Genomic DNA, 22,556 nt, shown 5'->3' with positions numbered 1-22,556 from the left:
CCCATCGCCCCCGGCGGTGGGGGACGACCCATATCTTGACCCATTACACTCGATCACGATCAGGGGCTACATCGTCGCCGCGCACCAGCCGCGGCCTTTGAACACGGTATAAACGTTGCTGGCAGCGATATCGGACATCGCAGCCGCTTTGCCCCAGCCGCGTAGAGCGCGTACACCAAGCTCCGGCGCGGATCGAGACGAAAGGTGTGTTCGCCGGTGGCAACACGAGACCGCGGTGCAGCGCCGAACCCCGAGGCAGCGCCCGACCAGGGCCGTTCCCTGCGTCGTCTCGTGATCGTCGAGTCGCCGACGAAGGCCAAGAAGATCGCCCCGTATCTGGGCCGCGGTTATGTGGTCGAGGCGTCGGTCGGCCACATTCGGGACCTGCCGCGTGGTGCGGCGGATGTGCCCGCCAAATACAAAGGACAACAGTGGGCCCGGCTCGGCGTCGACGTCGACCATGATTTCGAGCCCATCTATGTTGTCAGCCCCGAAAAGAAGGGGAAGGTCAGCGAGCTGAAGAGCCTGCTGGCCGACGCCGACGAGCTCTACCTCGCCACCGACCCCGACCGCGAGGGCGAGGCCATCGCCTGGCATCTGCTCGAAACCCTCAAGCCCAAGGTGCCGGTCCGGCGCATGGTGTTCCACGAGATCACCGAGCCCGCGATCCGCGCGGCCGCCGCCGACACCCGGGAACTGGACCAGGATCTGGTCGACGCGCAGGAGACGCGGCGCATCCTGGACCGGCTCTACGGCTACGAAGTGTCGCCTGTGCTGTGGAAGAAGGTCATGCCGCGGCTGTCGGCGGGCCGCGTGCAGTCCGTGGCGACCCGCGTCATCGTGCAGCGCGAGCGGGAGCGCATGGCGTTCCGGTCCGCGGAGTACTGGGACATCGCGGCCAAACTGGATGCCGGCGGCAAGGAGGACGGCGGGAATCCGCGGGTCTTCGGCGCGCGCCTGGTCAGTGTCGACGGTCTGCGGGTCGCGACCGGTCGTGATTTCGGCGCCGACGGGCAGCTGAAGGCGCAGTCCACCGAGTCCGCCGCGCCGACCGTTCGCGTCCTGCGCGCCGCCGACGCCCAGCATCTGGCCGAGTCGCTGCACGGCGTGAATCTCTCCGTCACCTCGGTGGAGTCGAAGCCGTACACGCGAAAGCCGTACGCGCCGTTCATGACCTCGACCCTGCAGCAGGAGGCGGGACGCAAGCTGCGTTTCACCTCCGAGCGCACCATGCGGGTGGCACAGCGGTTGTACGAGAACGGCTACATCACCTATATGCGTACCGACTCGACGACCCTGTCGGAGTCGGCGATTCAGGCGGCGCGCTCACAGGCCACCCAGCTGTACGGCGCGGAGTACGTGAGCCCCACGCCGCGGCAGTACACGCGCAAGGTCAAGAACGCGCAGGAAGCACACGAGGCGATCCGTCCCGCCGGTGACACCTTCGCCACCCCGGGCCAGCTGCACAACAAGCTCGACGGCGACGAATTCCGTTTGTACGAGCTGATCTGGCAGCGCACCGTGGCCTCGCAGATGCAGGACGCGCGCGGCACCACGCTGACCGTCCGCATCACCGGTGTCGCGAATTCCGGTGAGGAGTGCGTGTTCTCGGCGTCGGGCCGGACCATCACCTTCGCGGGTTTCCTCAAGGCGTACGTGGAAAGTGTCGACGAGGAGGCGGGCGGCCAGTCCGACGACGCCGAATCGCGGCTGCCCGCGCTGACCGAGGGCCAGGGCGTCACCGCCATCGAGCTGCTGCCGGACGGGCACACCACCAATCCGCCCGCACGATTCACCGAAGCCTCGCTGATCAAGGCGCTGGAAGACCTCGGCATCGGCCGTCCGTCCACCTACTCCTCGATCATCAAGACCATTCTCGACCGCGGTTACGTGTACAAGCGCGGTAGCGCGCTGGTGCCGTCGTGGGTGGCGTTCGCGGTGATCGGGCTGCTGGAGGAACACTTCGGGCGGCTGGTGGACTTCGACTTCACCGCGGCCATGGAAGATGACCTCGACGCCATCGCCGGCGGTCGCGAACAGCGCGGAAACTGGTTGTCCTCCTTCTATTTCGGTGGCGATCACGGCGCGCAGGGTTCGGTCGCGCGCGAGGGCGGCCTGAAAAAGATGGTGGGCGAACGACTCGACGGCATCGACGCGCGAGAAGTCAACTCCATCAAGCTCTTCGCCGACGAGGAGGGCCGCGATGTGGTGGTCCGGGTCGGCAAGTTCGGGCCGTACCTGGAGCGCATGGTCGTCAATCCCGATGACCCGGACGGGGATCCGGTCTCGCAGCGCGCCAACCTGCCCGACGATCTGCCGCCGGACGAGCTGACCCCGGAGGTCGCGGAGAAGCTTTTCGCGACGCCGCAGGAGGGTCGCTCGCTGGGTGTGGATCCGGCGTCGGGACACGAAATCGTCGCCAAGGAAGGACGTTTCGGCCCCTACGTCACCGAGGTCCTGCCCGAGCCGGTCGAGGAGGCCGACACCGGCGCGAAGAAGACCAAGAAGGCGGCCGACAAGCCGAAGCCGCGCACCGGCTCGCTGTTCAAGTCCATGACCGTGGAGACGGTGACGCTGGACGAGGCGCTGCGGCTGCTGTCGTTGCCGCGCGTGGTCGGCGTCGACCCGACCTCCGGGGACGAGATCACCTCGCAGAACGGCCGCTACGGGCCGTACCTGAAGAAGGGCACCGACTCTCGGTCGCTCACCAGTGAGGACCAGATCTTCACGGTGACCCTCGAGGAGGCGCTCAAGATCTACGCCGAGCCCAAGCGGCGCGGCGGGCAGGCGGCGAGCGCGCCGCCGCTGCGGGAACTGGGCGTCGACCCGGTGTCGGAGAAGCCGATGGTGATCAAGGACGGCCGTTTCGGTCCGTATGTCACCGATGGCGACACCAATGCCAGCCTGCGCAAGGGCGACGAGGTCGAATCCATCACCGACGCCCGGGCTTCGGAGCTGCTGGCGGACCGGCGGGCACGCGGCCCGGTGAAGAAGGCCGCGAAGAAGACGGCCAAGAAGGCAGCGGCGAAGAAGTCCCCGGCCAAGAAGACGGCGGTGGCCAAGACCGTGGTCAAGAAGGCGGCGGCGAAGAAGGCGGCGGCCAAGACGGCCGACGGCGTCACCACGAAGAAGGCCGCGGCGGCGAAGAAGGCCCCGGTCAAGAAGGCCGCGACGAAGAGCGCCGCGTCGGCGCAATCCTGACGATTGTCGGTGCCCTGCCGTAGCGTGCTGTTCGGAACATGCGCCAGCGGAAGGGCATTCGATGACGGTCGACCACGAGCGGGAAGAGCTGATCAAGGTTCTCGCGAGCCAGCGGGACCTGTTCCGGATCACGGTCCGGGGCATCGACGACGAACAGGCGCGCCAGCGCACCACGGTCAGTGAACTCACCCTCGGCGGGCTGCTCAGTCATTGCGTGAATGTCGAGCGGCACTGGACCACCATCCTGGTCGAGCGGGACCCGAACTCCGAATTCGACGTCTCCCGAATGGATTCCGAGTACCGGATGGACGCCGACCAGACGGTCGCGGGGCTGCTCACCGAGTGGGAGGCGGTGGCCGAGCACACCGCGAAGCTGATCCGCGAGCTGCCGAACCTCGAGGATTCAGTGCCGACGCCGACCGCCCCGTGGGCGCCGGAGCGGGAGTGGCTGACCGTGCGCTACATCCTGCTGCACATCCTGCGGGAGATCGCGCACCATTCCGGCCACGCGGACATCCTGCGTGAGGCGCTGGACGGCGCGAACACGACATATCAGCGCGCGAACTGACACTCGGCGGCGCTGTCGGGGGTGGCCGCTAAGGTGGTCGGCGTGGCGGGTGTCTTCGATCGGCTGGTCGGCCAGGGTGCGGTCGAGTCCGAGTTGACGGCTGCGGCGGTGGCGGCGCGGGGTGGGGCCGGATCGTCGTCGGCCATGACGCATTCCTGGTTGTTCACCGGTCCGCCCGGTTCGGGGCGATCGGTGGCGGCGCTGTGTTTCGCGGCCGCCCTGCAGTGCACGGATGAGAGGACGCCCGGCTGCGGCCGTTGCCACGCCTGCACCACCACCATGGCCGGTACCCACGGTGATGTGCGCCGGGTGGTGCCGGAGGGTTTGAGCATCGGCACCAAGGAGATGCGCGAGATCGTGCAGGTGGCGTCGCGGCGGCCGAGCACCGGCCGCTGGCAGATCGTCGTGGTCGAGGACGCCGACCGGTTGACCGAGGCCGCCGGCAATGTGCTGCTCAAGGTGGTCGAGGAGCCGCCGGCGCGCACCGTGTTCCTGCTCTGCGCGCCTTCGGTGGATCCGGAGGACATCTCGGTGACCCTGCGATCCCGCTGCCGTCACGTGCATTTGGCGTCGCCGTCGGTGGAATCGATCGCCCAGGTGCTGCGTGACCGGGACGGCCTGGACGCCAAGGTCGCCGGTTGGGCGGCCTCGGTGAGCGGCGGCCACGTCGGCCGTGCCCGCCGGCTGGCCACCGATGACGACGCCCGTGCTCGTCGCCGCCGGGCGCTGGCCCTGGTCGCGGCGACCGCCCGCCCCGCGCAGGCCTACGCCGCCGCCGACGAACTGGTGAAGTCCGCCGACGACGAGGCCAAACTGGTCAGCGCCGAACGCGACGAGAAGGAACGCGACGCCCTGGCCACCGCCCTCGGCGCCGGCGGCACCGGCAAGGGCACCGCCTCGGCTACCCGAGGTTCGGCCGGCGCTCTCAAGGATCTGGAGAAACGCCAGAAGTCCCGCGCCACCCGCACCGGCCGCGATGCCCTGGACCGTTCCCTCATCGATGTCGCGGGCCTCTACCGCGACGCCCTCGCCGTCCGTTTCGGTGCGGCCGCCGCCGATTCCTCCTCCGGCGTCACCCTCACCCACCCGGATATGGCCGACCAGATCCGCGAACTGGCCACCGACGTCCGCCCCGAGGGCCTGCTCCTCTCCATCCAGGCGGTCCTCGGCTGCCGCGAGGCCCTCGAGACCAACGTGAAGCCCCGCTTCGCCCTCGCCGCCATGGTCGCCGCCCTGATGGCGGCCCGTTCCGCTTGACCGAGAGTGTTCCCGGTCACCCGACCACCCGTTTTCGCGATCCGGCCCCGAGACGATAGACTCGCACCGCCGGAAGGCACGCCGCCTTAGCTCAGTCGGTAGAGCGCTTCACTCGTAATGAAAAGGTCGGGGGTTCGATTCCCCCAGGCGGCTCCAAACAAGCAGGTGGAGAGCGATTGTCGCTCTCCACCTGTTGTCGTTTCGGGGTCCGAATCCCAATTGTTCCAGATCAGCCACCGCTACGTCCCGGTCGCTGGGGACGTGCCCGTCGCGTCGTGGATTCCGCGGGCTTCGGCGACCTCTGGTCCACCTCCGGTCCCGCCGTGTTCGCCGTCGGTGCAGCCGTCCCCGGTCTCGCTGGGATCGGTGCAGGTCTTCTCGCCCCCACCGTTCTCCCCGCAGTTTTCGTTGTCGCAGCCATGGGGCGGGACTGGCGGAGGTGGTGGAACCGGCTCGGCGACCTGCACGACGCCGGACGCCGCACTCGCCGCGGCCACGGCCGGACCTGCCGCCGTCGCGGGAACCGCCATCACCACCCCTGCCAGCACGAACGTGGTGAACAGCTGACGCATGACATTTCGGTAGGTCTCGTTGGTCATCATCACTGCCTTTCCGGCGGAGATACCCCCATCTGCGATCGCCCTGAGCAGAATTTTACTCAGGTGATCAACAGTGCTGGACTATGTGGCGCAGTCGTGACCTGCCGTTATGGAACGGTCGGGGATTCGATTCCCCAGGGCGGCTCAAAAGAAAAGGTGAGGACCGTTGTGGTCCTCACCTTTGTCGTTGGTGGGGTCAGGAGACGAGGCCGCGGCCGGTGGTCAGGGGGAGGTCCATCGCGGTCAGCAGGCCGGGGCGGGCTTGGACTACGGCGGGAATGGTGCTGACCAGGCGGGCGGCGGTGCCGACCACTCCGGCTTCGGCGTGGTCGCCGTTGCTGTAGAGCTGCAGGTCGAGGAGGTAGTCGGGTTCTCCCTTGATTTCCACTCGGTAGCAACCGGATCCGGCCGGCTGGGGCCAGTCGGGGGCCAGGTCGGGGTGGAGGCGGGTCACGTGTTCGAGGGTGAGGATTTCGCGGCCGTCGCGGATGCCGTGGATCTGGAAGCGGAGGGCGGCGGCGGTGCCTTCCTCGACGGTGTGGGCGCCGATGCGGATCGGTTCGGTCGCGGGGAGGCGTTCGAAATGCTGTGTGACCGAGTCGAGTTCGATGTCGAGGGCGGCGGCGAGCTGGCGGATGACGCTGCCCCAGGCGAGGGTGAGGATGCCGGGCTGCAAGAGCAGGGGGAGATCGTCGAGCTTGCTGCCGAAGCCCATGATGTCGAAGACGACCTTCGGGTTGTCGTAGGTCGAATAGTCCATGATCTCCGAGCAGATGACCCGGTCGATGCGTTCGGAGCCGCTGGACAGGAGCAGCGGCAGCCAGTCGTTGGCCCAGCCGGGGTCGATGCCGTTGACCCAGAGGGACGCGCCGCCTTCCTCGGCGGCCTCGATGATGGGGGCGATGGCCTCATCGGGCAGAGTGCCGTAAGGGAATTGGAGGAAGACCGGGCTGCTGGAGACGACATTGATGCCGGCGCGGAGGAAGGTCTTCAGATCCTCGACGGCCTCCATCAGGCGGTCGTCGGCCATGGCGGTGTGGACGATGCAGTCCGGCTTCAGGGCCAGCAGGGCCTCGGCGTCCCGGGTGGCCAGGACACCGGTCTCGCGGTCGAGACCGGCCAGTTCACCGGCGTCCTTGCCGGCCTTCTCGGCGCTGGACACCCAGACGCCGACCAGTTCGAGTTCGGGGCGGTTGATGATGGAGCGCAGGGCGCGGCGGCCGACATTGCCTGTGCTCCACTGGACTACGCGGTAGGTCATGGAAAACTCCTGGGGCGCGGCGGATTACAGGTCGGGGATGGGGAGGGTCAGGTTGGGGGCGTCGATGCCGCCGTCCACCTCGAGCACCTTGCCGGTGATGTAGCCGCCCGCGCGGGAGCTCAGGTAGACGATGGCGGCGGCGATCTCCCACGGCTCGCCGAGGCGGTGCAGCGGGGTGGCGTCCTCCATCTGCTGCTTGATCTCCGGCTGCTGCGCAACGACTTCCAGCGCCGAGGTGAGCACCGAGCCGACCGCGATGGCGTTCACCCGGATACGCGGGGACAGGTCGGCGGCGGCCAGCTTGGTCCAGTGCGCGAGCGCGGCCTTGGCGGTGCCGTAGGCCAGGAAGCCGCGGCCCGCGCTGATGCCCATGCGTGAGGAGATATTCACGACCGAGCCGCCGCCGCTCTTCAGCATGTACGGCACCGCGGCCTGGGTGAGGGCGTGCGCGGTCGACACGTTGAACCGGAACGCCTCCTCCAGGAACTCGGGGGTGCTGGTGAGGAAGGTGTTGGGCATGGTGCCGCCGACATTGTTGACCACGATGTCGATGCCGCCCAGTTCGGCGGCGGCGGTCTCGGCCAGCGCGGTGACGGCCGAGAGGTCCGACAGGTCCGCGGGGACGGTGACGCACCGGCGCCCCAGCGCGCGGATCTTGCCGGCGACCTCGTCGAGCTGGGCGGCGGTGCGGGCCGAGATGGCCACGTCCGCACCGGCTTCGGCGAGCGCTAGGGCGGTGGCGGCGCCGATGCCGCGGCCCGCGCCGGTCACGACGGCGACGCGGCCGTCCAGTCGGAAGGTGTCCAGGATCATCGCTATTTCAGTCCTTCGAGGGTGACGACAGTCACTCGACACTTTTAAGCATTGGTTCTTAACCGTCAAGGATGAATTCTTTATCCCCAGGTGAACGGCTACAGTGCAGACTGTGGACAAGGAGGGTGGCGGTACTCGTATGGCAGTCACGGGGGCGCGGGAGCGCATCATCCTGGCAGCGGAACAGCTGATCGCCGAGCGCGGACCGGCGGTGCCGCTGCGCGATATCGCCGCGGCCGCCGCACAGCGCAACAACTCCGCGGTCCAGTACCACTTCGGCTCCCGCGACGGGCTCATCGAGGCGGTGGTCGAACACCGGCTCGCCACCCTGGAGATCCGGCGCCTCGAATTGCTGGCCGAACAGGCCGGGACCGGCGTGACCAGCGTCCACGACCTGCTCGAAGCACTGGTCATCCCCATGCTCGAACTGGGGGACCGGCACGGGATCCACCATTACGCGCGCTTCCTCGAACAGATCCACACCCATCGCGCCGTCACCGACGCCGCGAATCTGGCCTCCGCCCAGCGCACCTCGGTCCGCGTGATCATGCAGCAGCTCGACCGGGAACTCGCCGATCTGCCGAAACGCTTGCGGCTGCGGCGGTTGCGCGCGCTGCCGACCGTGCTGTTCGCGCTGCTCGCCGATCAGGAACGGGCGGTTGAGGCGGGCAAGGTCGCCGCGGGGGATGTGGATGCCTGGGGAGAAATCGTGGACATGCTCGCGGGCGTGCTCACCGCCCCGGTCGTGGAACGCGCCCCGATCCGCTGAGGCCGCAACGCAATCGGATGTGAACGAGCGTGACCGGGGTGCGAAGTTCGGCGCGACCTGGCAGGTGGGCGGCGGCCCGGCTACCGTTGATTCTCGTGGACACCACGGCAGCAGTACCGACGGCGGGAGCCGAATCAGGGCCCACGCGCCCGCGACGGCTAGGCGTCGGACTCCCGCTGCTGAGCGGCGCGGCTGTCGCCGGTGGCCTGGCACTGTTGCACTTCCGGGACCCGCACGTGCAGGGGGCCTACGGGTTCTGCCCGTTCTACGAACTGACCGGGTATTGGTGTCCCGGCTGCGGCGGCCTGCGCGGCCTGCACAATCTGACCGACGGCCGGTTCCTCGACGCCATCCACAGCAATGTGCTGCTGCTGCCGTTGACGCTCGGCTTCCTCGCCTGGTGGGGCACCTGGCTGGTGCGCGCCTGGCGGGGCCGGGCGACGCCGCCGCGACTACCGCGGATCCTGCCCAGGTCGGCGATGTGGATCGCGGTGGCCTTCCTCGTCGTGTTCACGGTCGTCCGGAACACGCCATGGGGTACGTGGATCGCACCCGTCTAGGCGGAGGATGCTCTTGATATGAGCGAATCGCTGAAGGAGCGGGTGCGGAACAAGCTGATCCGCCAGCTCGACGAGGACGGACCGCCCGATCCGGAGCGGCAGGACACCCGGCAGGTATCGGTCCAGAACGACCTGGACCGGCTCGAAGCCGTCAGCGAGGACGATCCGTTCGTCGAGGAGCTCGCGGCTCGCTACATGGTGCCCTGACCCGCTTCGCGCGATTCAGAATCCGCAGGGCGCTCCGCCGTCCGCCGAACCGCCGAAGGGCCGGGTCTCGGGAACCGGGTTCCAGTGGCCGTCGGTGCGGGCGTAATCCCAGCTCGGACCGTGCTCGATCAGGGTGGCGATGGCGTCGATGAGGCGGTCGACATCGGCGGCGGTGGTGCCGAGTCCGATGCTGGCGCGCAGCGCCGCGTCCACCCCGAGCCGCGACAGCAGCGGGTGCGCGCAGAACCGTCCGTCGCGCACGCCGATCCCGTGTTCGGCCGAGAGGTAGGCGGCCACCTGGCCGGGCTCGAAACCGTCGACCGTGAACGCGACGATGCCGACGGCGTCGGTGCTGTCGCGCCACACACGCAGGAAGTTCACGCCCGGAACGGTTTTCAGCCCGTAGCGCAGGCGGTGGGTGAGGTACTGCTCGTGCTCGACGACGGTGGTCTCGTCCAGGTCGGCGAGCGCGTCGCAGGCGGCGGCCAGGGCGGCCACCCCGAGCACGTTCGGGGAACCGGCCTCGTGACGCTGCGGCGCGGGCGCCCACTCCACGCTGTCGGCGGCGACCGAGCGCACCGCGCCGCCGCCCGCCAGGTACGGCTCCGCGGCGTCGAGCCAGTCCCGGCGGCCGACCAGGACGCCCGCGCCGAACGGCGCGTACGCCTTGTGCCCGGAGAAGGCCAGGTAGTCGATGCCGGCGGTGCGCAGGTCGATCCGTCGGTGCGGGGCCAGCTGGGCGGCGTCGACCAGGATGCGGGTGCCGCACTGGTGCGCGATCCAGGCCAGCCGTTCCAGCGGCAGCAGTTCGCCGGTCACATTGGAGGCGCCGGTAACCGCCAGCAGCGCAGCGGGTTTCGAGCACAGTTCGGCGACCAGCCGCTGGATGGTCTCCTCGATGGTGTCGGCGACCGGCACCACGCGGCGGCCGTGCCGGGTCCAGGGCAGGAAGTTGGCGTGGTGTTCGACATCCAGCACCACGGTGTCGCCGGGCACGCACGCGGCCAGCAGGTTCAGCGAGTCGGTGGTGTTGCGGGTGAACACCACCACCTGGTCGTCGGTGGTGTTGAGGAAGCGGGCGACCGAGCCGCGGGCCGACTCGTAGCAGTCGGTGGAGACGCGGGAGGCGTATCCGGCGCCGCGGTGCACGCTGGCGTAGAACGGCAGCAGGTCGGCGACCCGGTCGGTGACCTGCCGCAACGCGGGGGCGCTGGCGGCGTAGTCGAAGTTGGCGTAGCCGGTGGTCCCGCCCTGGACCAGCGGAACCCGGAGGTCACAGCCGGACACGGTGGCGAGGGGAGCACAGGTCTGGTCGGCGAAAGCGGTCATCACAAATCCCATCGGATTCAGGGGACGCGCGATCGGAAGACAGGAATCGATCGTGAGTCCGCGCTTGCCGTCCCCGGTCGGGCGACGGCCCGGTCGTCACCCGGAGCACCCCGCCGCGGTGGAGGGTTGCCGACCAGCTAGCCGGGGCTTAGCGCTGGTACTCATGACCTGAGTGCGAGATTGGCAGACGCGTCGCGGGCTTGTCAACCCTGCCCTGCCCGGCCCGTCGGGTCAGATCTTCACGGTGGAGACGCAGCGTTCGAGGTCGGGGACCCGTTCTCCGCCGCGCCCGAGGGGCTGGGTGCTCTTCGGCTACTTCGCCCGGCCGCGGTGGCGCTGCGGCGGACCGCACACGACCTCCAGGCCCGCTGAGAACCTGTGACCAACGGCACCGGCGCATCGGAAAAATCATCCGAAAGTTGGAGTGGGTGGGCCGCAAAGTTCGAATCGCGCGATCGTTGCTGGAGCGTAGGGTCGATGAGGAAGTTAGGGTAGCCAAAGTGGGGTGCCCCCGGAGTTGACCACGAGGAGCCCGACCATGTTGGACACGGACACCGCCGCCGCCCCGTTCTCGACGCTCATTCGCACCGCGACCGCGCAGCAGCACAATGAGGCCGAGCACTCCACGTTCATGCGTGACCTGCTCACCGGCCAGCTCGGCGTCGAGGCCTTCCTCCGCTACACCGGCCAGCTCTGGTTCGTCTACGAGGCCCTCGAAAAGCATTCCGCCACACTGGCGTCCGACTCCGTCGCGGGCCCGTTCGTGAAGCCGGAACTGGCGCGCCTGGCCGCGCTCGAGACCGACCTGGCCCACCTGGGCGGCGCGAACTGGCGCGACGAGCTGCAGCCGCTGCCCGCCACCGCCGCCTACGCCGCCCGCATCGAGGAGTGCGCGCAGGAGTGGCCGGCCGGGTACGTCGTCCACCACTACACCCGCTACCTGGGTGATCTCTCCGGCGGCCAGGTCATCCGCGGCACCGCCGAGAAGCTGTGGGACCTGCCCAAGAAGGGTGACGGCGTGCGCTTCTACGTCTTCGACGAGATCACCAATCCGGCCGCGTTCAAGCGCGAGTACCGCGAGGCCCTGGACCAGCTTCCCCTCGAAGGCCCCGAAGTCGATCGCGTGCTCGACGAGGCGCGACTGGCGTTCACGATGAACACCGATCTGTTCCGTGAACTCGGTGCGGAGTACTCCTCCGCCTCCCCGCGTAGTTAGCGGGCGGCTGAGAGCCGTCGGAGTTGGCAACCCGTGCCGGCGGTTCGGTCCCGAAGCAATTTCGGACGTACCCGGTGAGTTGCCCGCACCTCACGAGATCAGCCGGTGCGCTGGGTTACCCGGGCGCGTCCGGATGGGCCGCTGACGTGCTCGTCGGGGGCAAGTCAGCGGTGGCGGAGTTCATGGCGATCGGGCTTGCTTCGCGTCGACGCGATGAGTTGCCATGGAGGGCATGAGTCTTCCGCTGCTGTTGAGTTTCGCGGGGTTGTGCGTGCTGCTGGCGCTCACACCGGGTCCCGATACCTTTCTGGTGCTGCGATTCTCGATGGCCGGACCGCGACCCGGGATCGCGGCGGCGGTGGGCTCGGCGTTCGGCGGGATCGTCTGGGCGACGGTGGTGGCGGCCGGAGTGGCGGCGCTGCTGGAACAGTCGGCGACCGCGTATCGCACGCTGAAGGTGATCGGCGGAATCTACCTGCTGTACCTGGGGATTCGGGCGCTGGTTGAGCATCGGCGCGCACGGAACGCGGAGGCCGAGCCGGAGGTGACGGTCGCGCAGGGCACGCCCGCGTCGATGCGCTCGGCGTTCGCTGCCGGATTGCTGTCCTGTGTTTTCAACCCGAAGGTCGGGTTGTTCTACCTCGCGGTGCTGCCGCAGTTCCTGACCGAGGTGACCTTCCTGAACACGCTCACCCTCGGCGCCATCGAATCCAGCATCGCGGCGATCGAGATGATCCTGCTCGCGGTAGCCGCCGCCCGTGCGGTCACGCTGTTGAAGCGGCCGCGGATCCGGGCCCGGCTGGAACAGGCGAGCGCGGCGATCCTGGCGGCGCTGGGCCTCGGTACCGCGGCCTCGGCGGCCTGAGGTCAGTCGGCGATCTCGGCGCGGTGATAGGCGCCGTTGTAGTACACCAGCGGGCCGGCCGCGGGCGAGCTCTCGGTGTTGTCGTGCACCTGCGTGACCAGTCCGATCACCAGCGTGTGATCGCCGATCGGGATCAGCTGGTGCACGGTCGTGCGCACCCAGATCGGGGTGCCGTGCAGGACCGGTTCGCCGGAGTCGAGCGTGGCCCACAAGGACTTGTCGGTGAAGCGCTCCTCGGCGGACCGGCTGAACCGCTGCGCCAGATGCTTCTGATGCTCGCCGAGGAAGTGCACCACCACCGATTCGGCCCCGAGCATGGCCTCGATGCTGGAGGAGGTCTCGGCGATATTGAACGAGATGAGCGGCGGCTGCGCCGACAACGAGGCGAACGAGGTCGCGGTGAAACCGACCGGACCCTGCGCGGAGTTCAGCGTGACGATGGTGACGCCCGCCGGATAGTGCCGCATGGCGGCACGGAACTGCTGCGCGGTGATGCCGCTCAGGTCGTCGGGCACGTGTAGCTCGGCGCCGGGCGTCGGAGAATCGGTCACGTCAAGAACCTACGTGGTCGCGGGCCCAGGTATTCCACGCCGGCGGAAAACCCCGTCGACGGCGGTCAGTCCACGTCGATGGCCAGGCCCGCGGTGATTCGGACCAGCTCGCCGAAGGTCGTGCGGAACAGGGTGTTCGGATGCCCGCCCGCCGCCCACAGCTCCCGGTACTGGGCCAGCGCGTTGTCGACGAAGGTGGGCAGGTTGGTGGGGTGCCCGAGCGGCGCGATGCCGCCGATGGGCTGCCCGGTCACCTCCTGGACCATGGACGCGGGCGCCCGGCTGAGCGTGCCCTCCAGGCGTTGCCCGGTGCGCGCCAGATGCACCTGGTGCGCACCGGAGACGAGCAGCAGCACGGGGTCGTCGTCGAGCAGGAACACCAGGGATTTGGTGATGGCCCCGACGGTGACGCCGACCGCGTCGGCCGCATCGAGCGCGGTGGGGGTGGGTGTGGGCTGGGTGATGATCACGCCGTGATGGCCGCGCGCGATCAAGGTGTCGGAAACCTTCGACGCGACCGGTGGCAGGGACCTGCGCATGGCAACCAGGGTAGAGCGATTGCGGTGGATGTGCGGGAGGATCAGTAGTCGGGGTAGCCCTCCTCGGGGCCCAGCATCGTGGTCAGGCGGTCGGACACGATCGGGGCCAGCTCGTCGACGGTGCGTGCCGAAACCGGCTGGTGCGCACAGGAATCGAAGACCCGTTCCAGATCGACGGCGGACATGGCGCGCAGTTCCGCCGCCGCCGCGGTCTGCAACGCGGTGTGGCCGGGGTAGGGGCGGCCGTCGGCGATCTTCTGCGCCCAGGTGACATTGCAGCAGCATTCGTACAGGGCATGAATCGCGCGACGGCGGGGGAGCGCGTTGAAGCGGTCGAGGCCGATTCCGTGATGCATCATCGTGACCTCACACACAGGAGGAGCAGTTTGTGCGGACGCGCTAATCGTCCGCCTCCCGGTGTGGTGAAAACGGTGGGACGCAGCAGATTTAGCACAGGGTTTACACCGGCCTACCTACTCGCGGGTAACCCCTATACGCTGGACCGATGACCGAATGGAAGGCTTTCGAGGTCGAAAGCAAGGACCACATCGCCCAGGTGACACTCACCGGTCCCGGCAAGGGCAATGCCATGGGCCCAGACTTCTGGCGTGAGCTGCCGATCATCTTCGGCGAGCTCGACGCGAACCCCGACATCCGGGCCATCGTGCTCACCGGCTCCGGGAAGCACTTCTCCTACGGACTGGACCTCCCGGCCATGAGCCCGCTGTTCGGGCCGCTGCTGGCCGACAAGGCGCTCGCCGGGCCCCGCACCGACTTCCTCAAGCACGTGCGCAGCATGCAGGACTCGGTGACCGCGGTCGCCGACTGCGCGAAGCCGGTCATCGCGGCCATCTCCGGCTGGTGCATCGGCGGCGGACTGGACCTCATCGCCGCCGCCGACGTCCGGCTGGCCAGCGCCGACGCCAAGTTCAGCCTGCGCGAGGCCAAGGTGGCCATCGTGGCCGACATCGGCTCGCTGCACCGGCTGCCGGGCATCATCGGTGAGGGACACGTGCGCGAACTCGCCTACACCGGCAAGGACATCGACGCCGCCCGCGCCGAGAAGATCGGGCTGGTCAACGACGTGTACGCCGACCAGGAAGCCGTGCTCGACGCCGCCTACGCCATGGCGCGCGAGATCGCGGCCAACCCGCCGCTGGTCGTGCAGGGCATCAAGGACGTCCTGGACCAGCCCAAGCGCGGCAAGATCGCCGACGGGCTGCGCTACGTCTCCGCCTGGAACTCGGCGTTCCTGCCCTCGGAGGACCTGACCGAGGCCATCCAGGCCGTCTTCGAGAAGCGGGACCCGCAGTTCAAGGGCAAATAGCAACTCTCGTGGCTCTCAGGGGCTTTCCCCCTGAAAACCCCAACCCTTCGGGCCCGGTCCCGAAAGGGACCCCATGCCTCCGGTTCCCGGCCTATCGTTTTGGTCGGGGCTGGAGGTTTGGCATGGCGACATCCGAAGTGGGCGAAGCGACCGGCGAGGGCGGTTTCACGCATCGGCAGATATTGGTGATCCTCTCCGGGCTGCTGCTGGGCATTCTGCTCGCGGCGCTCGATCAGACGATCGTGTCCACCGCGATCCGCACCATCGCCGAAGATCTGAACGGTTATTCGCTTCAGGCCTGGGCGACCACCGCGTACCTGATCACCGCGACGCTGGCCACGCCGCTGTACGGCAAGCTGTCGGACACAGGCCGATCGGGGTGATGATTCCCATGGTGCTGGGCATGATGATCGGGTCGGTGCTGTCGGGCCAATTGATCTCGCGCACCGGGCATTACCGGATCTACACGCTGCTCGGCGCGGCCATGATCACCCTCGGGCTTTTCCTGCTGCACTATCTGAAAGCCGACACCGCATTCTGGATCGTGGTGCTGTTCATGCTGTGCGTGGGATTCGGGCTCGGCAATCTCATGCAGCCGCTCATCGTGGCTCTGCAGAATGCGTTGCCGCCCAAGGACATGGGTGTGTCCACCGCGTCGGCGACATTCTTCCGGCAGATCGGCGGCACCCTCGGCGCGGCCGTATTCCTGTCCATCCTCTTCGATCGGCTGGGCCCCAATATTCGCGCTCAGCTGGAGGCGTCCAGTACCGATCCGGCTTTCCAGAAAGCCGTGGTCAACGCCGCGCACGACGGAAATCCGGCGGATATGCGGCTGGCGCAGGGATTCCTGAATCACGACACCTCGGCGGCGCAGGGCGTGCTGAAGGACAGTTCGATCATTCAGAAGCTGAATCCCGTTCTGGCGCATCCGTTCAAGGTTGGATTCGCGGATTCGCTGTCCACGGTTTTCCTGACGACCTCCGCGGTCGCTCTGGTCGCGTTCGTGCTGGTGTTGTTCTGGAAGGAAGTCCCACTCCGCACCACCGTGGGAGTGGATTCCGTTCCCGAATAAAGCGAAGGGCGGCACGGAGATCCGTGCCGCCCCGCACTCGACGTGACCTAGTGGCCGCCCTGCTCCTTCAGACGGGCGTAGGCCTCGTCGACGAGCTTCTCGGCCTTCTCGCGGCCCTCCCAGCCCTCGACCTTGACCCACTTGCCGGGCTCCAGGTCCTTGTAGCGCTCGAAGAAGTGCGCGATCTCCTTGCGCTGGAACTCCGGGATGTCCTCGACGTCCTGGATGTGGTCCCAGCGCTTGTCCTTGTTGGGGACCGCGACCAGCTTCTCGTCGGTGCCGGCCTCGTCGCTCATGATGAGCACGCCGACCGGGCGGGCCTCGACCAGCACACCCGGGAACACGGGCTCGGGCAGCAGGACCATGCAGTCCAGCGGGTCGCCGTCGCCGCCCAGGGTGTTCTCGATGTAGCCGTAGTCGGCCGGGTACATCATCGGGGTGTACAGGTAGCGGTCCAGCCGCACGCGTCCGGTCTCGTGATCAACCTCGTACTTGTTGCGCTGACCCCGGGGGATCTCGATGGTGACGTCGAACTCCACGTCATCTCCTTCTTCGGTGGGCGGTAAGGCTGCCGACTCGCCAGCACGTTCGGGGGAACGACTGCGCAACGAGGATAGTGTGGACCGCGGTAGAGCCATCAGCCCCACCACAGGTATCAGGGAGACAGCGGCAGGTGTTTGGTCGGAACAAGCAGAACATCGGTGGTCTGGAGGCCAAGCGCCGACGCAGAACCTGGATCGTGGTGTCATCGGTGCTGGTCGTCATGCTGGTGGCCGCCACGGCCGTGGTGCTGATCCTGAAGCCCTGGACCGAGGAGTTCCAGCACGGGGGGTTGACGATCGCCGACCCGCCCGCGCCGGTGAAACCGATCCCGCAGGTCGCGCCCGCCCCCGAGACCGCGCCCGCGGCGAGCACCGCCGGTCTGGCGGCCGCGCTCGCACCGGTCGTCGGCAACCCGGATCTGGGCGCGTTCGCCGCCTCGGTGTCCGACGGGGACACCGGCAAGGTGCTGTGGACGCTGGACCCGGACAAGGCGATGATCCCGTCCTCCACCGCCAAGATCCTCACCGTCGCGGCCGCCCTGCTGGCGCTGCCCGCCGACCACCGGGTCACCACCAAGGTGATGACCGGCGCGGCTCCCGGCGAGATCGTGCTGGTCGGCGGCGGCGACCCCACCATCACCGCGCAGCCGGACGGCAAGGGTTACTACCCGGGCGCGCCGCGCCTGCAGGACCTGGTCGCGCAGATCAAGGCCACCGGACAGCGGGTGGACTCGATCACCGTCGACACCTCCGCCTACCCGGGACCGAACTTCGCGCCCGGCTGGGATGCCGCCGACATCGGGGGCGGCTCCATCGCGCCCATGGACGCGGTGATGATCGACGGCGGTCGCCTGGACCCGCTGGTCGAATACTCGCCCCGCACCGCCACTCCCGCCCTCGACGCGGGCCGCAGGTTGGCCGCCGAACTGGGCGTGGACGGTGCGAAGGTGAAGGCGGGCGGCGCGCCCGCGACCGCCACCCAGCTGGCCGCGGTGCAGTCCGCGCCGCTGCGGGACCGCCTGCTGCAGGCCATGGTGCACTCCGACAACGTGCTGGCCGAGGCCATCGGTCGCGAGGTCGCGGTGGCCGGCGGGCAGGAGGCCTCCTTCACCGGCGCGGTCACCGCCATGAACACCGTGCTGCAGGCCTCCGGATTCGACCTCGCCGGCCTGAAAATGGCCGACAACAGTGGACTCTCGACCGACGACCGGATCCCGCCGCGCCTGCTCAACCGGGTTCTGACGGTGGCCGCGCTGCCCAACGGCGCTGCTCCGCAAGACAATTCGACCGTCGATCCGGCCGCGGTCACGACCCCCGGCTCGCCGCTCGCGCCGCTGCTGGACTATCTGCCGGTCGCGGGCGGCACCGGCTCGCTGGCGAGCCGTTATGTGGACCGCGATCGCGAGGGCGCGGGTTGGATCCGGGCCAAAACAGGAACTCTGTCCGTATCGAGTGCGTTGGTCGGTTATGTGCTGGACCGCGACGGACGCGTCCTGACGTTCGCGCTCATGTCGAACGATCGGCCGCCGGAAGTGAGCCGACCCGCGCTGGACGCCGTCGCCAACGCACTGCGCAACTGTGGCTGCTCCTGACGGGTGGATGAACATGACCGGATCCGACAACCCCGCCGCCCCCGCCCGTACCCGGACCATGCTGACCGGGTCGGTCGACTGGAACGTGGCCGCCCGCACCGGCGCGGCCCTGGTTCCGGCCGGGCCGCGCACCTCCCGGTACTCGGCCGAGCACACGGTCGCCGAACTCGCCGCCGCCTCGGTTCGCGCCGAGGCGCCGGTGCGTGAGGTCAGCGGGCTCGACGACGGCTCGGTGGTGCCCGACGCGCTGATCGTGGACCGGCCGGGCTGGATCCGGGCCGCCGCCGACTCCATGGCCCAGCTCACCGGCAGCGGTATCGAACCCGGCGAGAAGGGCAAGCTGGTCGGGAAACCGGCCGGACTGCAGGCCGGGGCCATGCTGGCCTTCCTGTCCACCGCCATCCTCGGCCAGTACGACCCGTTCACCGGGCCGGACGGCACGCTGCTGCTGGTGGCGCCCAACATCATGGCGGTGGAACGCGCACTCGGCGTGCCGCCCAGCGACTTCCGGCTCTGGGTGTGCCTGCACGAGGTCACCCACCGGGTCCAATTCTCGTCCGCCCCTTGGATCGCCGATTACATGCGCCGCAATGTCGAGACCCTGGGCGCGGCGGGCGACGAACCGCTCGCCGACATCCTGGCCCGGCTCGCCGACGCCGTGAAGGAACGCCGCCGCGGCGTCGAGGACCCCGCGGGCGGCGTCATCGGGCTGCTGCGCGCCACCCAGGCCGAACCCCAGCGCTTGGCCCTGGACCGACTACTCATGCTCGGCACCCTGCTCGAAGGCCACGCCGACCACGTCATGGACGCCGTCGGCCCGGCCGTGGTCCCCTCCGTCACCCGTATTCGCGCCGCCTTCGATCAGCGCCGCAAGCGGCCCGCCAACCCGATCCAGCGCCTGCTGCGCGCCCTGCTCGGCATGGACGCCAAGGTCGCCCAGTACGTGCGCGGCAAGGCCTTCGTCGACGAGGTGGTCGACACCGTCGGCATGGCCCGCTTCAACACCGTCTGGACCGAACCGGAAACCCTGCCCCGCACCGACGAGATCGGCGAACCGCAACGGTGGGTCACCCGGGTCCTGGGCTGATCCCGGCCCCCGTCCCTCCGGAGCGCTTGCGGCACGCCGGAATTCGGGACGTACCCGGCAGGAATCCTCGCCGCACGGCACCGCGCCCCGGTCGCGTGCGACGATCGGGGCGTGAACGAACGGCCCCGACTACCCGAGACGCGCGCGGCGCTGGAGCTGCGCCGCGCCCTCCGGGAGTGGCTGGGCCGCTACGCGCCCGAGGGCGTGGTCCGCGTGGCTCTCTCCGGCGGCGCGGACTCCCTGGCCCTGACCGCCGCCGCCTGCGCCGAAGCCGACGTGGTCGACGCGCTGATCGTGGACCACGGCCTGCAGGACGGCTCGGCCGACGTGGCGGATCGCGCCGCGGCCACCGCGCTGGGCCTGGGCTGTCGGTCCGCGCGGGTGCTGCGCGTTCAGGTCGAGCGCAGCGCACCGAACGGGTCGACGCCGGAGGGCGGGCCCGTTCCGGAGGCAGAGTGGGCGTCCGGGGAGGAACCGGAGGGCCGCGGTCCAGCGGGCAACAGGTTCCCGGGCGGGCCCGAGGCGGCTGCGCGGCGAGCCCGATACGACGCGTTGCGGGCGGCCCGCGAAGGCAAGCCGGTGCTGCTCGGGCACACCCTCGACGACCAGGCCGAGACCGTGTTGCTGGGCCTCGGGCGCGGGTCGGGTGCGCGATCGATCAGGGGGATGGGGGAGTACGACGAGCCGTGGGGGCGGCCGCTGCTGGGGGTGCGGCGGAGCACGACCCGGGAATTGTGCGCGGACCTGAGGCTCGAGGCCTGGGAGGATCCGCACAACAGTGCGCCGGAGTTCACCCGGGTCCGGCTGCGCGCCGAGGTGCTGCCGTTGCTCGAGGAGGTGCTCGGGGGCGGGGTGGCCGAGGCGCTGGCCCGGACGGCGGTGCAGCTGCGCGAGGACTCGGCGGTGCTGGATGCGCTCGCGGGTCGGTTGCTGGCGGCCGCGCGGGCGGGCGACGGGCTGGGGATCGAGACGCTCGCCACTGCCGAACCCGCGATCCGGCGCCGCGCCATTCGCGCTTGGCTGCTCGAACGTGGCGCAAAATCATTGACGGACAGCAATTTACGCGCGGTGGAAGCGCTGGTCACGCGGTGGCGTGGGCAGGGCGGGGTCGCGGTGGGTGGTTCACCCAGCGGGACCAGGTTGGTTGCCGCGCGTGAACATGGCAGGCTCATGCTCGGGTCCGAGTGAACCCGTTCATTGCAAGAGTCACAGTCGGGTCGACTGAAGGGAAACCAGCGGACGTGTACGGGGACGACATCGCGTCGGTGCTGATCAGCGAGGAAGAGATCGCCGCCAAGGTCGAGGAACTGGCCGAACTGGTCGCCAAGCGGTATCCCGCCGATGCCCCCGAGGGCGACCTGCTGCTGGTGGGCGTGCTCAAGGGCGCGATCTTCTTCATGACCGACCTGGCCAAGAAGCTCACCGTGCCGACGCAGATGGAATTCATGGCCGTCTCGTCGTACGGCTCCTCCACCTCGTCCTCGGGCGTGGTGCGCATCATGAAGGACCTGGACAAGGACATCGCCGGGCGCAATGTGCTGATCGTCGAGGACATCATCGACTCCGGCCTGACGCTGTCGTGGCTGCTGCGCAACCTGTCCAGCCGCAATCCGGCCTCGCTCGAGGTGGTGACGCTGCTGCGCAAGCCCGACGCGTTGCGCACCCAGGTGGACGTGATGGCCGTCGGCTTCGACATCCCGAACGAGTTCGTGGTCGGCTACGGCCTCGACTACGCCGAGCGGTACCGCGATCTTCCTTACATCGGCACCTTGGATCCGAAGGTCTACGGCGGGGAGTAACCGCCGCCTCACCGGCTCGAAAAACAGGCCGCCTTCCACTGTGGGAGGCGGCCTTTTTGCCGTTATGTGACCAAACTCACTCGATCGGCTGGTTTGGGGTGTGGGCCGGGGCGGAGCGTTGTTGCTGAAGGTCAGCGCTCGGATCGCTTTTGGATCGCGGACCGACCAAGATCGCGAATCGATGCTGGTCAAGTGTCCGTTCCGGGGCGCGTGGGGGAGTGCTGATAAATGGCCAGGAATTCGCGAGTCCGGTTAACGGAATGTTGAACCGGCGTCATATGCTGTCCGTAACAAACCTGACGGCTGTTTTCTGATCCTGTTGCAAACTTTTGGGTCGGATACGGCTGGAAAATCAAGACCGATTCTGATAGCAAGGGGCTATGGACCCGCATTTGCGCGACCTGCGGTATTTCGTCGCCGTCGCTGAGGAACTGCATTTCACCAACGCGGCGCAACGGCTGCACATCGCTCAACCCACCCTGTCACGGCAGATCCGGCAGTTGGAACGCCAGCTGGACGTCGTGCTGTTCGACCGCAACCAGCGCAGCGTGGCCCTGACCGTCGCCGGCAAGGAACTGCTCGAAGGCGCACGGAAGATCCTCGAACTCTGGGAAGTCACCAACGTCGCCCTGCAGGAGGCCGGTGAGGTGCTGCGCGTCGGCATCCAGTCCTCCATCGGCCGCGGCCTGATCACCGACCTGGAGAGCGCCAGCGGCCACCGGCTCGCCCTGCACTCCGCGTCCTGGACCGACCCGTCCAGCGGCCTCGCCGGCCGCCAGGCGGACCTGGCGCTCATGTGGCTGCCCGTGCCCGACACCAGCCGCTACCGCTGGCAGGTGCTGCGTACCGAGCCGCGCTGGGTGCTGCTGCCCGAGAACCACGCCCTCGCCGGCCAGGAGAGCATCGACTTCGCCGACCTGATCGACGAGCCCTTCGTCGCCATGCCCGCCGAAGCCGGTGCGGCCCGCGACTTCTGGCTCGGCGCCGACTCCCGCGGCGGCCGCCAAGCCAAGATCGGCGCGGAAGCCGCCACCGCCGAGGAACGCCTCGAGGCGGTCAGCCTCGGCCTGGGCGTCTGCCTGCTGGCCGAGAACAACGTCCCCATGTACCGCTGGCCGGGCCTGACCGCCCGCCCGGTGACCGGCCTGGCCCCGTGTGAACTCGCGGTCGCCTGGCGCGCCGACGACGACCGCCCGACCATCCTCGAGTTCGCGGCCCGCGTGCTCGACGGCGGCTTCGCCGAACAGGAACCGCTCGCGGCCGTCTAGGCCCGAGGGAAGGACCGTCCGGGACGGGCGGCGGCAGTGGGTCGGAGGTTGCCGCGGTCCGAACGGGCAGTGTGGGACCGGCACAACGGGGTGCAGGATCGACACGACGACAGCGCCGCGTCACTTCGGTGACG

At 68.8% G+C, this 22,556-nt stretch carries 22 protein-coding genes, 1 tRNA gene, 1 pseudogene and 1 riboswitch; of the genes and pseudogenes, 16 read left to right on the top strand and 8 right to left on the bottom strand.

Translation table 11 applies throughout. The features are described from left to right. Positions 1-216 precede the first annotated feature (216 nt). The 4 genes from topA (at position 217) to ACFV4K_RS09890 (ending at position 5,182) form a co-directional block, all read left to right on the top strand. Positions 217-3,201 carry a type I DNA topoisomerase gene (gene topA / locus ACFV4K_RS09905; RefSeq protein ID WP_379273597.1) on the top strand — a complete coding sequence of 995 codons (2,985 nt, stop codon included), beginning with the start codon at positions 217-219 and terminating at the stop codon, positions 3,199-3,201. 61 nt (positions 3,202-3,262) lie between these two features. After that, positions 3,263-3,769, top strand: coding sequence for a DinB family protein (locus ACFV4K_RS09900; protein WP_379273595.1), 507 nt, complete (start codon positions 3,263-3,265; stop codon positions 3,767-3,769). A 42-nt stretch (positions 3,770-3,811) separates the two neighbouring features. Beyond that, a complete protein-coding gene (locus ACFV4K_RS09895) occupies positions 3,812-5,026 on the top strand; it encodes a DNA polymerase III subunit delta' (RefSeq protein WP_379273594.1) in 1,215 nt (404 codons plus the stop codon). An 80-nt stretch (positions 5,027-5,106) separates the two neighbouring features. After that, positions 5,107-5,182: transfer RNA gene (locus ACFV4K_RS09890), tRNA-Thr, on the top strand. An 83-nt stretch (positions 5,183-5,265) separates the two neighbouring features. Here ACFV4K_RS09890 and ACFV4K_RS09885 read toward each other — a convergent pair. The 3 genes from ACFV4K_RS09885 to ACFV4K_RS09875 all read right to left on the bottom strand — a co-directional run bounded on the left by ACFV4K_RS09885 (position 5,266) and on the right by ACFV4K_RS09875 (position 7,699). Continuing rightward, a complete protein-coding gene (locus ACFV4K_RS09885) occupies positions 5,266-5,625 on the bottom strand; it encodes a hypothetical protein (protein WP_379273592.1) in 360 nt (119 codons plus the stop codon). Positions 5,626-5,821: 196 nt separating this feature from the next. Beyond that, a complete protein-coding gene (locus tag ACFV4K_RS09880; RefSeq protein ID WP_379273591.1) occupies positions 5,822-6,886 on the bottom strand; it encodes a diacylglycerol kinase in 1,065 nt (354 codons plus the stop codon). A gap of 24 nt (positions 6,887-6,910) precedes the next feature. Beyond that, positions 6,911-7,699, bottom strand: a complete 789-nt coding sequence (locus ACFV4K_RS09875; RefSeq protein WP_357275629.1) for an SDR family oxidoreductase — start codon at positions 7,697-7,699, stop codon at positions 6,911-6,913. A gap of 139 nt (positions 7,700-7,838) precedes the next feature. Between ACFV4K_RS09875 and ACFV4K_RS09870 the strand changes: the two genes are divergently transcribed. The 3 genes from ACFV4K_RS09870 to ACFV4K_RS09860 all read left to right on the top strand — a co-directional run bounded on the left by ACFV4K_RS09870 (position 7,839) and on the right by ACFV4K_RS09860 (position 9,235). After that, positions 7,839-8,468, top strand: coding sequence for a TetR family transcriptional regulator (locus ACFV4K_RS09870; RefSeq protein ID WP_379273589.1), 630 nt, complete (start codon positions 7,839-7,841; stop codon positions 8,466-8,468). A 95-nt stretch (positions 8,469-8,563) separates the two neighbouring features. After that, positions 8,564-9,028, top strand: coding sequence for a DUF2752 domain-containing protein (locus ACFV4K_RS09865; protein ID WP_379273587.1), 465 nt, complete (start codon positions 8,564-8,566; stop codon positions 9,026-9,028). 18 nt (positions 9,029-9,046) lie between these two features. Further along, positions 9,047-9,235 (top strand): hypothetical protein, encoded by a 189-nt coding sequence (locus tag ACFV4K_RS09860; protein ID WP_379106227.1) that lies wholly within the window; start codon positions 9,047-9,049, stop codon positions 9,233-9,235. A 15-nt stretch (positions 9,236-9,250) separates the two neighbouring features. On the opposite strand, the gene ACFV4K_RS09855 is transcribed toward ACFV4K_RS09860, so the two are convergent. Further along, positions 9,251-10,564 carry an aminotransferase class V-fold PLP-dependent enzyme gene (locus ACFV4K_RS09855; RefSeq protein WP_379273585.1) on the bottom strand — a complete coding sequence of 438 codons (1,314 nt, stop codon included), beginning with the start codon at positions 10,562-10,564 and terminating at the stop codon, positions 9,251-9,253. A gap of 55 nt (positions 10,565-10,619) precedes the next feature. Beyond that, positions 10,620-10,733: riboswitch (SAM riboswitch) on the bottom strand. A 369-nt stretch (positions 10,734-11,102) separates the two neighbouring features. On the opposite strand from ACFV4K_RS09855, the gene ACFV4K_RS09850 reads away from it, so the two are divergent. Continuing rightward, complete coding sequence (locus ACFV4K_RS09850; RefSeq protein ID WP_379273583.1) at positions 11,103-11,780, top strand: heme oxygenase (biliverdin-producing); 678 nt, start codon at positions 11,103-11,105, stop codon at positions 11,778-11,780. 232 nt (positions 11,781-12,012) lie between these two features. Then, the gene (locus ACFV4K_RS09845; RefSeq protein ID WP_379273581.1) at positions 12,013-12,645 is read left to right on the top strand and encodes a LysE family translocator; all 633 of its coding nucleotides are present in this window, start codon (positions 12,013-12,015) and stop codon (positions 12,643-12,645) included. Positions 12,646-12,647: 2 nt separating this feature from the next. Here the strand turns inward: ACFV4K_RS09845 and ACFV4K_RS09840 are convergent, their stop codons facing one another. The 3 genes from ACFV4K_RS09840 to ACFV4K_RS09830 all read right to left on the bottom strand — a co-directional run bounded on the left by ACFV4K_RS09840 (position 12,648) and on the right by ACFV4K_RS09830 (position 14,094). Beyond that, complete coding sequence (locus ACFV4K_RS09840) at positions 12,648-13,112, bottom strand: flavin reductase family protein (protein WP_379273638.1); 465 nt, start codon at positions 13,110-13,112, stop codon at positions 12,648-12,650. Positions 13,113-13,261: 149 nt separating this feature from the next. Next, the gene (locus ACFV4K_RS09835; protein WP_379273579.1) at positions 13,262-13,735 is read right to left on the bottom strand and encodes a YbaK/EbsC family protein; all 474 of its coding nucleotides are present in this window, start codon (positions 13,733-13,735) and stop codon (positions 13,262-13,264) included. Between the two features lie 41 nt (positions 13,736-13,776). Further along, positions 13,777-14,094, bottom strand: coding sequence for a 2-oxo-4-hydroxy-4-carboxy-5-ureidoimidazoline decarboxylase (locus ACFV4K_RS09830; protein ID WP_379273577.1), 318 nt, complete (start codon positions 14,092-14,094; stop codon positions 13,777-13,779). 146 nt (positions 14,095-14,240) lie between these two features. Between ACFV4K_RS09830 and ACFV4K_RS09825 the strand changes: the two genes are divergently transcribed. Beyond that, the gene (locus ACFV4K_RS09825) at positions 14,241-15,062 is read left to right on the top strand and encodes a crotonase/enoyl-CoA hydratase family protein (RefSeq protein WP_379273575.1); all 822 of its coding nucleotides are present in this window, start codon (positions 14,241-14,243) and stop codon (positions 15,060-15,062) included. Between the two features lie 122 nt (positions 15,063-15,184). Continuing rightward, positions 15,185-16,134: pseudogene (locus tag ACFV4K_RS09820) on the top strand (MFS transporter). 47 nt (positions 16,135-16,181) lie between these two features. Here ACFV4K_RS09820 and ppa read toward each other — a convergent pair. Beyond that, entirely contained in the window at positions 16,182-16,673 is a 492-nt protein-coding gene (ppa, locus tag ACFV4K_RS09815) for an inorganic diphosphatase (protein WP_040802838.1), read from the bottom strand. Between the two features lie 134 nt (positions 16,674-16,807). On the opposite strand from ppa, the gene dacB reads away from it, so the two are divergent. From dacB to ACFV4K_RS09790, 5 genes are all read left to right on the top strand, one after another. Next, a complete protein-coding gene (gene dacB, locus ACFV4K_RS09810) occupies positions 16,808-18,268 on the top strand; it encodes a D-alanyl-D-alanine carboxypeptidase/D-alanyl-D-alanine-endopeptidase (RefSeq protein ID WP_379273572.1) in 1,461 nt (486 codons plus the stop codon). Positions 18,269-18,281: 13 nt separating this feature from the next. Further along, positions 18,282-19,355 carry a zinc-dependent metalloprotease gene (locus ACFV4K_RS09805; protein ID WP_379273571.1) on the top strand — a complete coding sequence of 358 codons (1,074 nt, stop codon included), beginning with the start codon at positions 18,282-18,284 and terminating at the stop codon, positions 19,353-19,355. A 111-nt stretch (positions 19,356-19,466) separates the two neighbouring features. Continuing rightward, complete coding sequence (locus ACFV4K_RS09800; protein WP_379273570.1) at positions 19,467-20,543, top strand: ATP-binding protein; 1,077 nt, start codon at positions 19,467-19,469, stop codon at positions 20,541-20,543. 53 nt (positions 20,544-20,596) lie between these two features. Then, positions 20,597-21,154, top strand: coding sequence for a hypoxanthine phosphoribosyltransferase (gene hpt / locus ACFV4K_RS09795; protein ID WP_357087534.1), 558 nt, complete (start codon positions 20,597-20,599; stop codon positions 21,152-21,154). Between the two features lie 380 nt (positions 21,155-21,534). Beyond that, positions 21,535-22,422, top strand: coding sequence for a LysR substrate-binding domain-containing protein (locus ACFV4K_RS09790; protein ID WP_357275660.1), 888 nt, complete (start codon positions 21,535-21,537; stop codon positions 22,420-22,422). Positions 22,423-22,556: the final 134 nt, after the last annotated feature.

It is taken from the genome of Nocardia sp. NPDC059764 (assembly GCF_042732555.1).
Lineage (GTDB): Bacteria > Actinomycetota > Actinomycetes > Mycobacteriales > Mycobacteriaceae > Nocardia.
This window is presented reverse-complemented; position numbering and strand designations above follow the sequence as displayed.

Coding starts and splice junctions, on each gene's coding strand:
- ACFV4K_RS09790 (WP_357275660.1), top strand. CDS start 21,535: ATGGACCCGCATTTGCGCGACCTGCGGTATTTCGTCGCCGTCGCTGAG.
- ACFV4K_RS09850 (WP_379273583.1), top strand. CDS start 11,103: ATGTTGGACACGGACACCGCCGCCGCCCCGTTCTCGACGCTCATTCGC.
- ACFV4K_RS09805 (WP_379273571.1), top strand. CDS start 18,282: ATGACCGGATCCGACAACCCCGCCGCCCCCGCCCGTACCCGGACCATG.
- ACFV4K_RS09840 (WP_379273638.1), bottom strand. CDS start 13,112: ATGCGGCACTATCCGGCGGGCGTCACCATCGTCACGCTGAACTCCGCG.
- ACFV4K_RS09825 (WP_379273575.1), top strand. CDS start 14,241: ATGACCGAATGGAAGGCTTTCGAGGTCGAAAGCAAGGACCACATCGCC.
- ACFV4K_RS09875 (WP_357275629.1), bottom strand. CDS start 7,699: ATGATCCTGGACACCTTCCGACTGGACGGCCGCGTCGCCGTCGTGACC.
- ACFV4K_RS09830 (WP_379273577.1), bottom strand. CDS start 14,094: ATGATGCATCACGGAATCGGCCTCGACCGCTTCAACGCGCTCCCCCGC.
- ACFV4K_RS09880 (WP_379273591.1), bottom strand. CDS start 6,886: ATGACCTACCGCGTAGTCCAGTGGAGCACAGGCAATGTCGGCCGCCGC.
- ACFV4K_RS09870 (WP_379273589.1), top strand. CDS start 7,839: ATGGCAGTCACGGGGGCGCGGGAGCGCATCATCCTGGCAGCGGAACAG.
- ACFV4K_RS09860 (WP_379106227.1), top strand. CDS start 9,047: ATGAGCGAATCGCTGAAGGAGCGGGTGCGGAACAAGCTGATCCGCCAG.
- ACFV4K_RS09855 (WP_379273585.1), bottom strand. CDS start 10,564: ATGACCGCTTTCGCCGACCAGACCTGTGCTCCCCTCGCCACCGTGTCC.
- ACFV4K_RS09835 (WP_379273579.1), bottom strand. CDS start 13,735: ATGCGCAGGTCCCTGCCACCGGTCGCGTCGAAGGTTTCCGACACCTTG.
- ACFV4K_RS09845 (WP_379273581.1), top strand. CDS start 12,013: ATGAGTCTTCCGCTGCTGTTGAGTTTCGCGGGGTTGTGCGTGCTGCTG.
- ACFV4K_RS09900 (WP_379273595.1), top strand. CDS start 3,263: ATGACGGTCGACCACGAGCGGGAAGAGCTGATCAAGGTTCTCGCGAGC.
- ACFV4K_RS09885 (WP_379273592.1), bottom strand. CDS start 5,625: ATGACCAACGAGACCTACCGAAATGTCATGCGTCAGCTGTTCACCACG.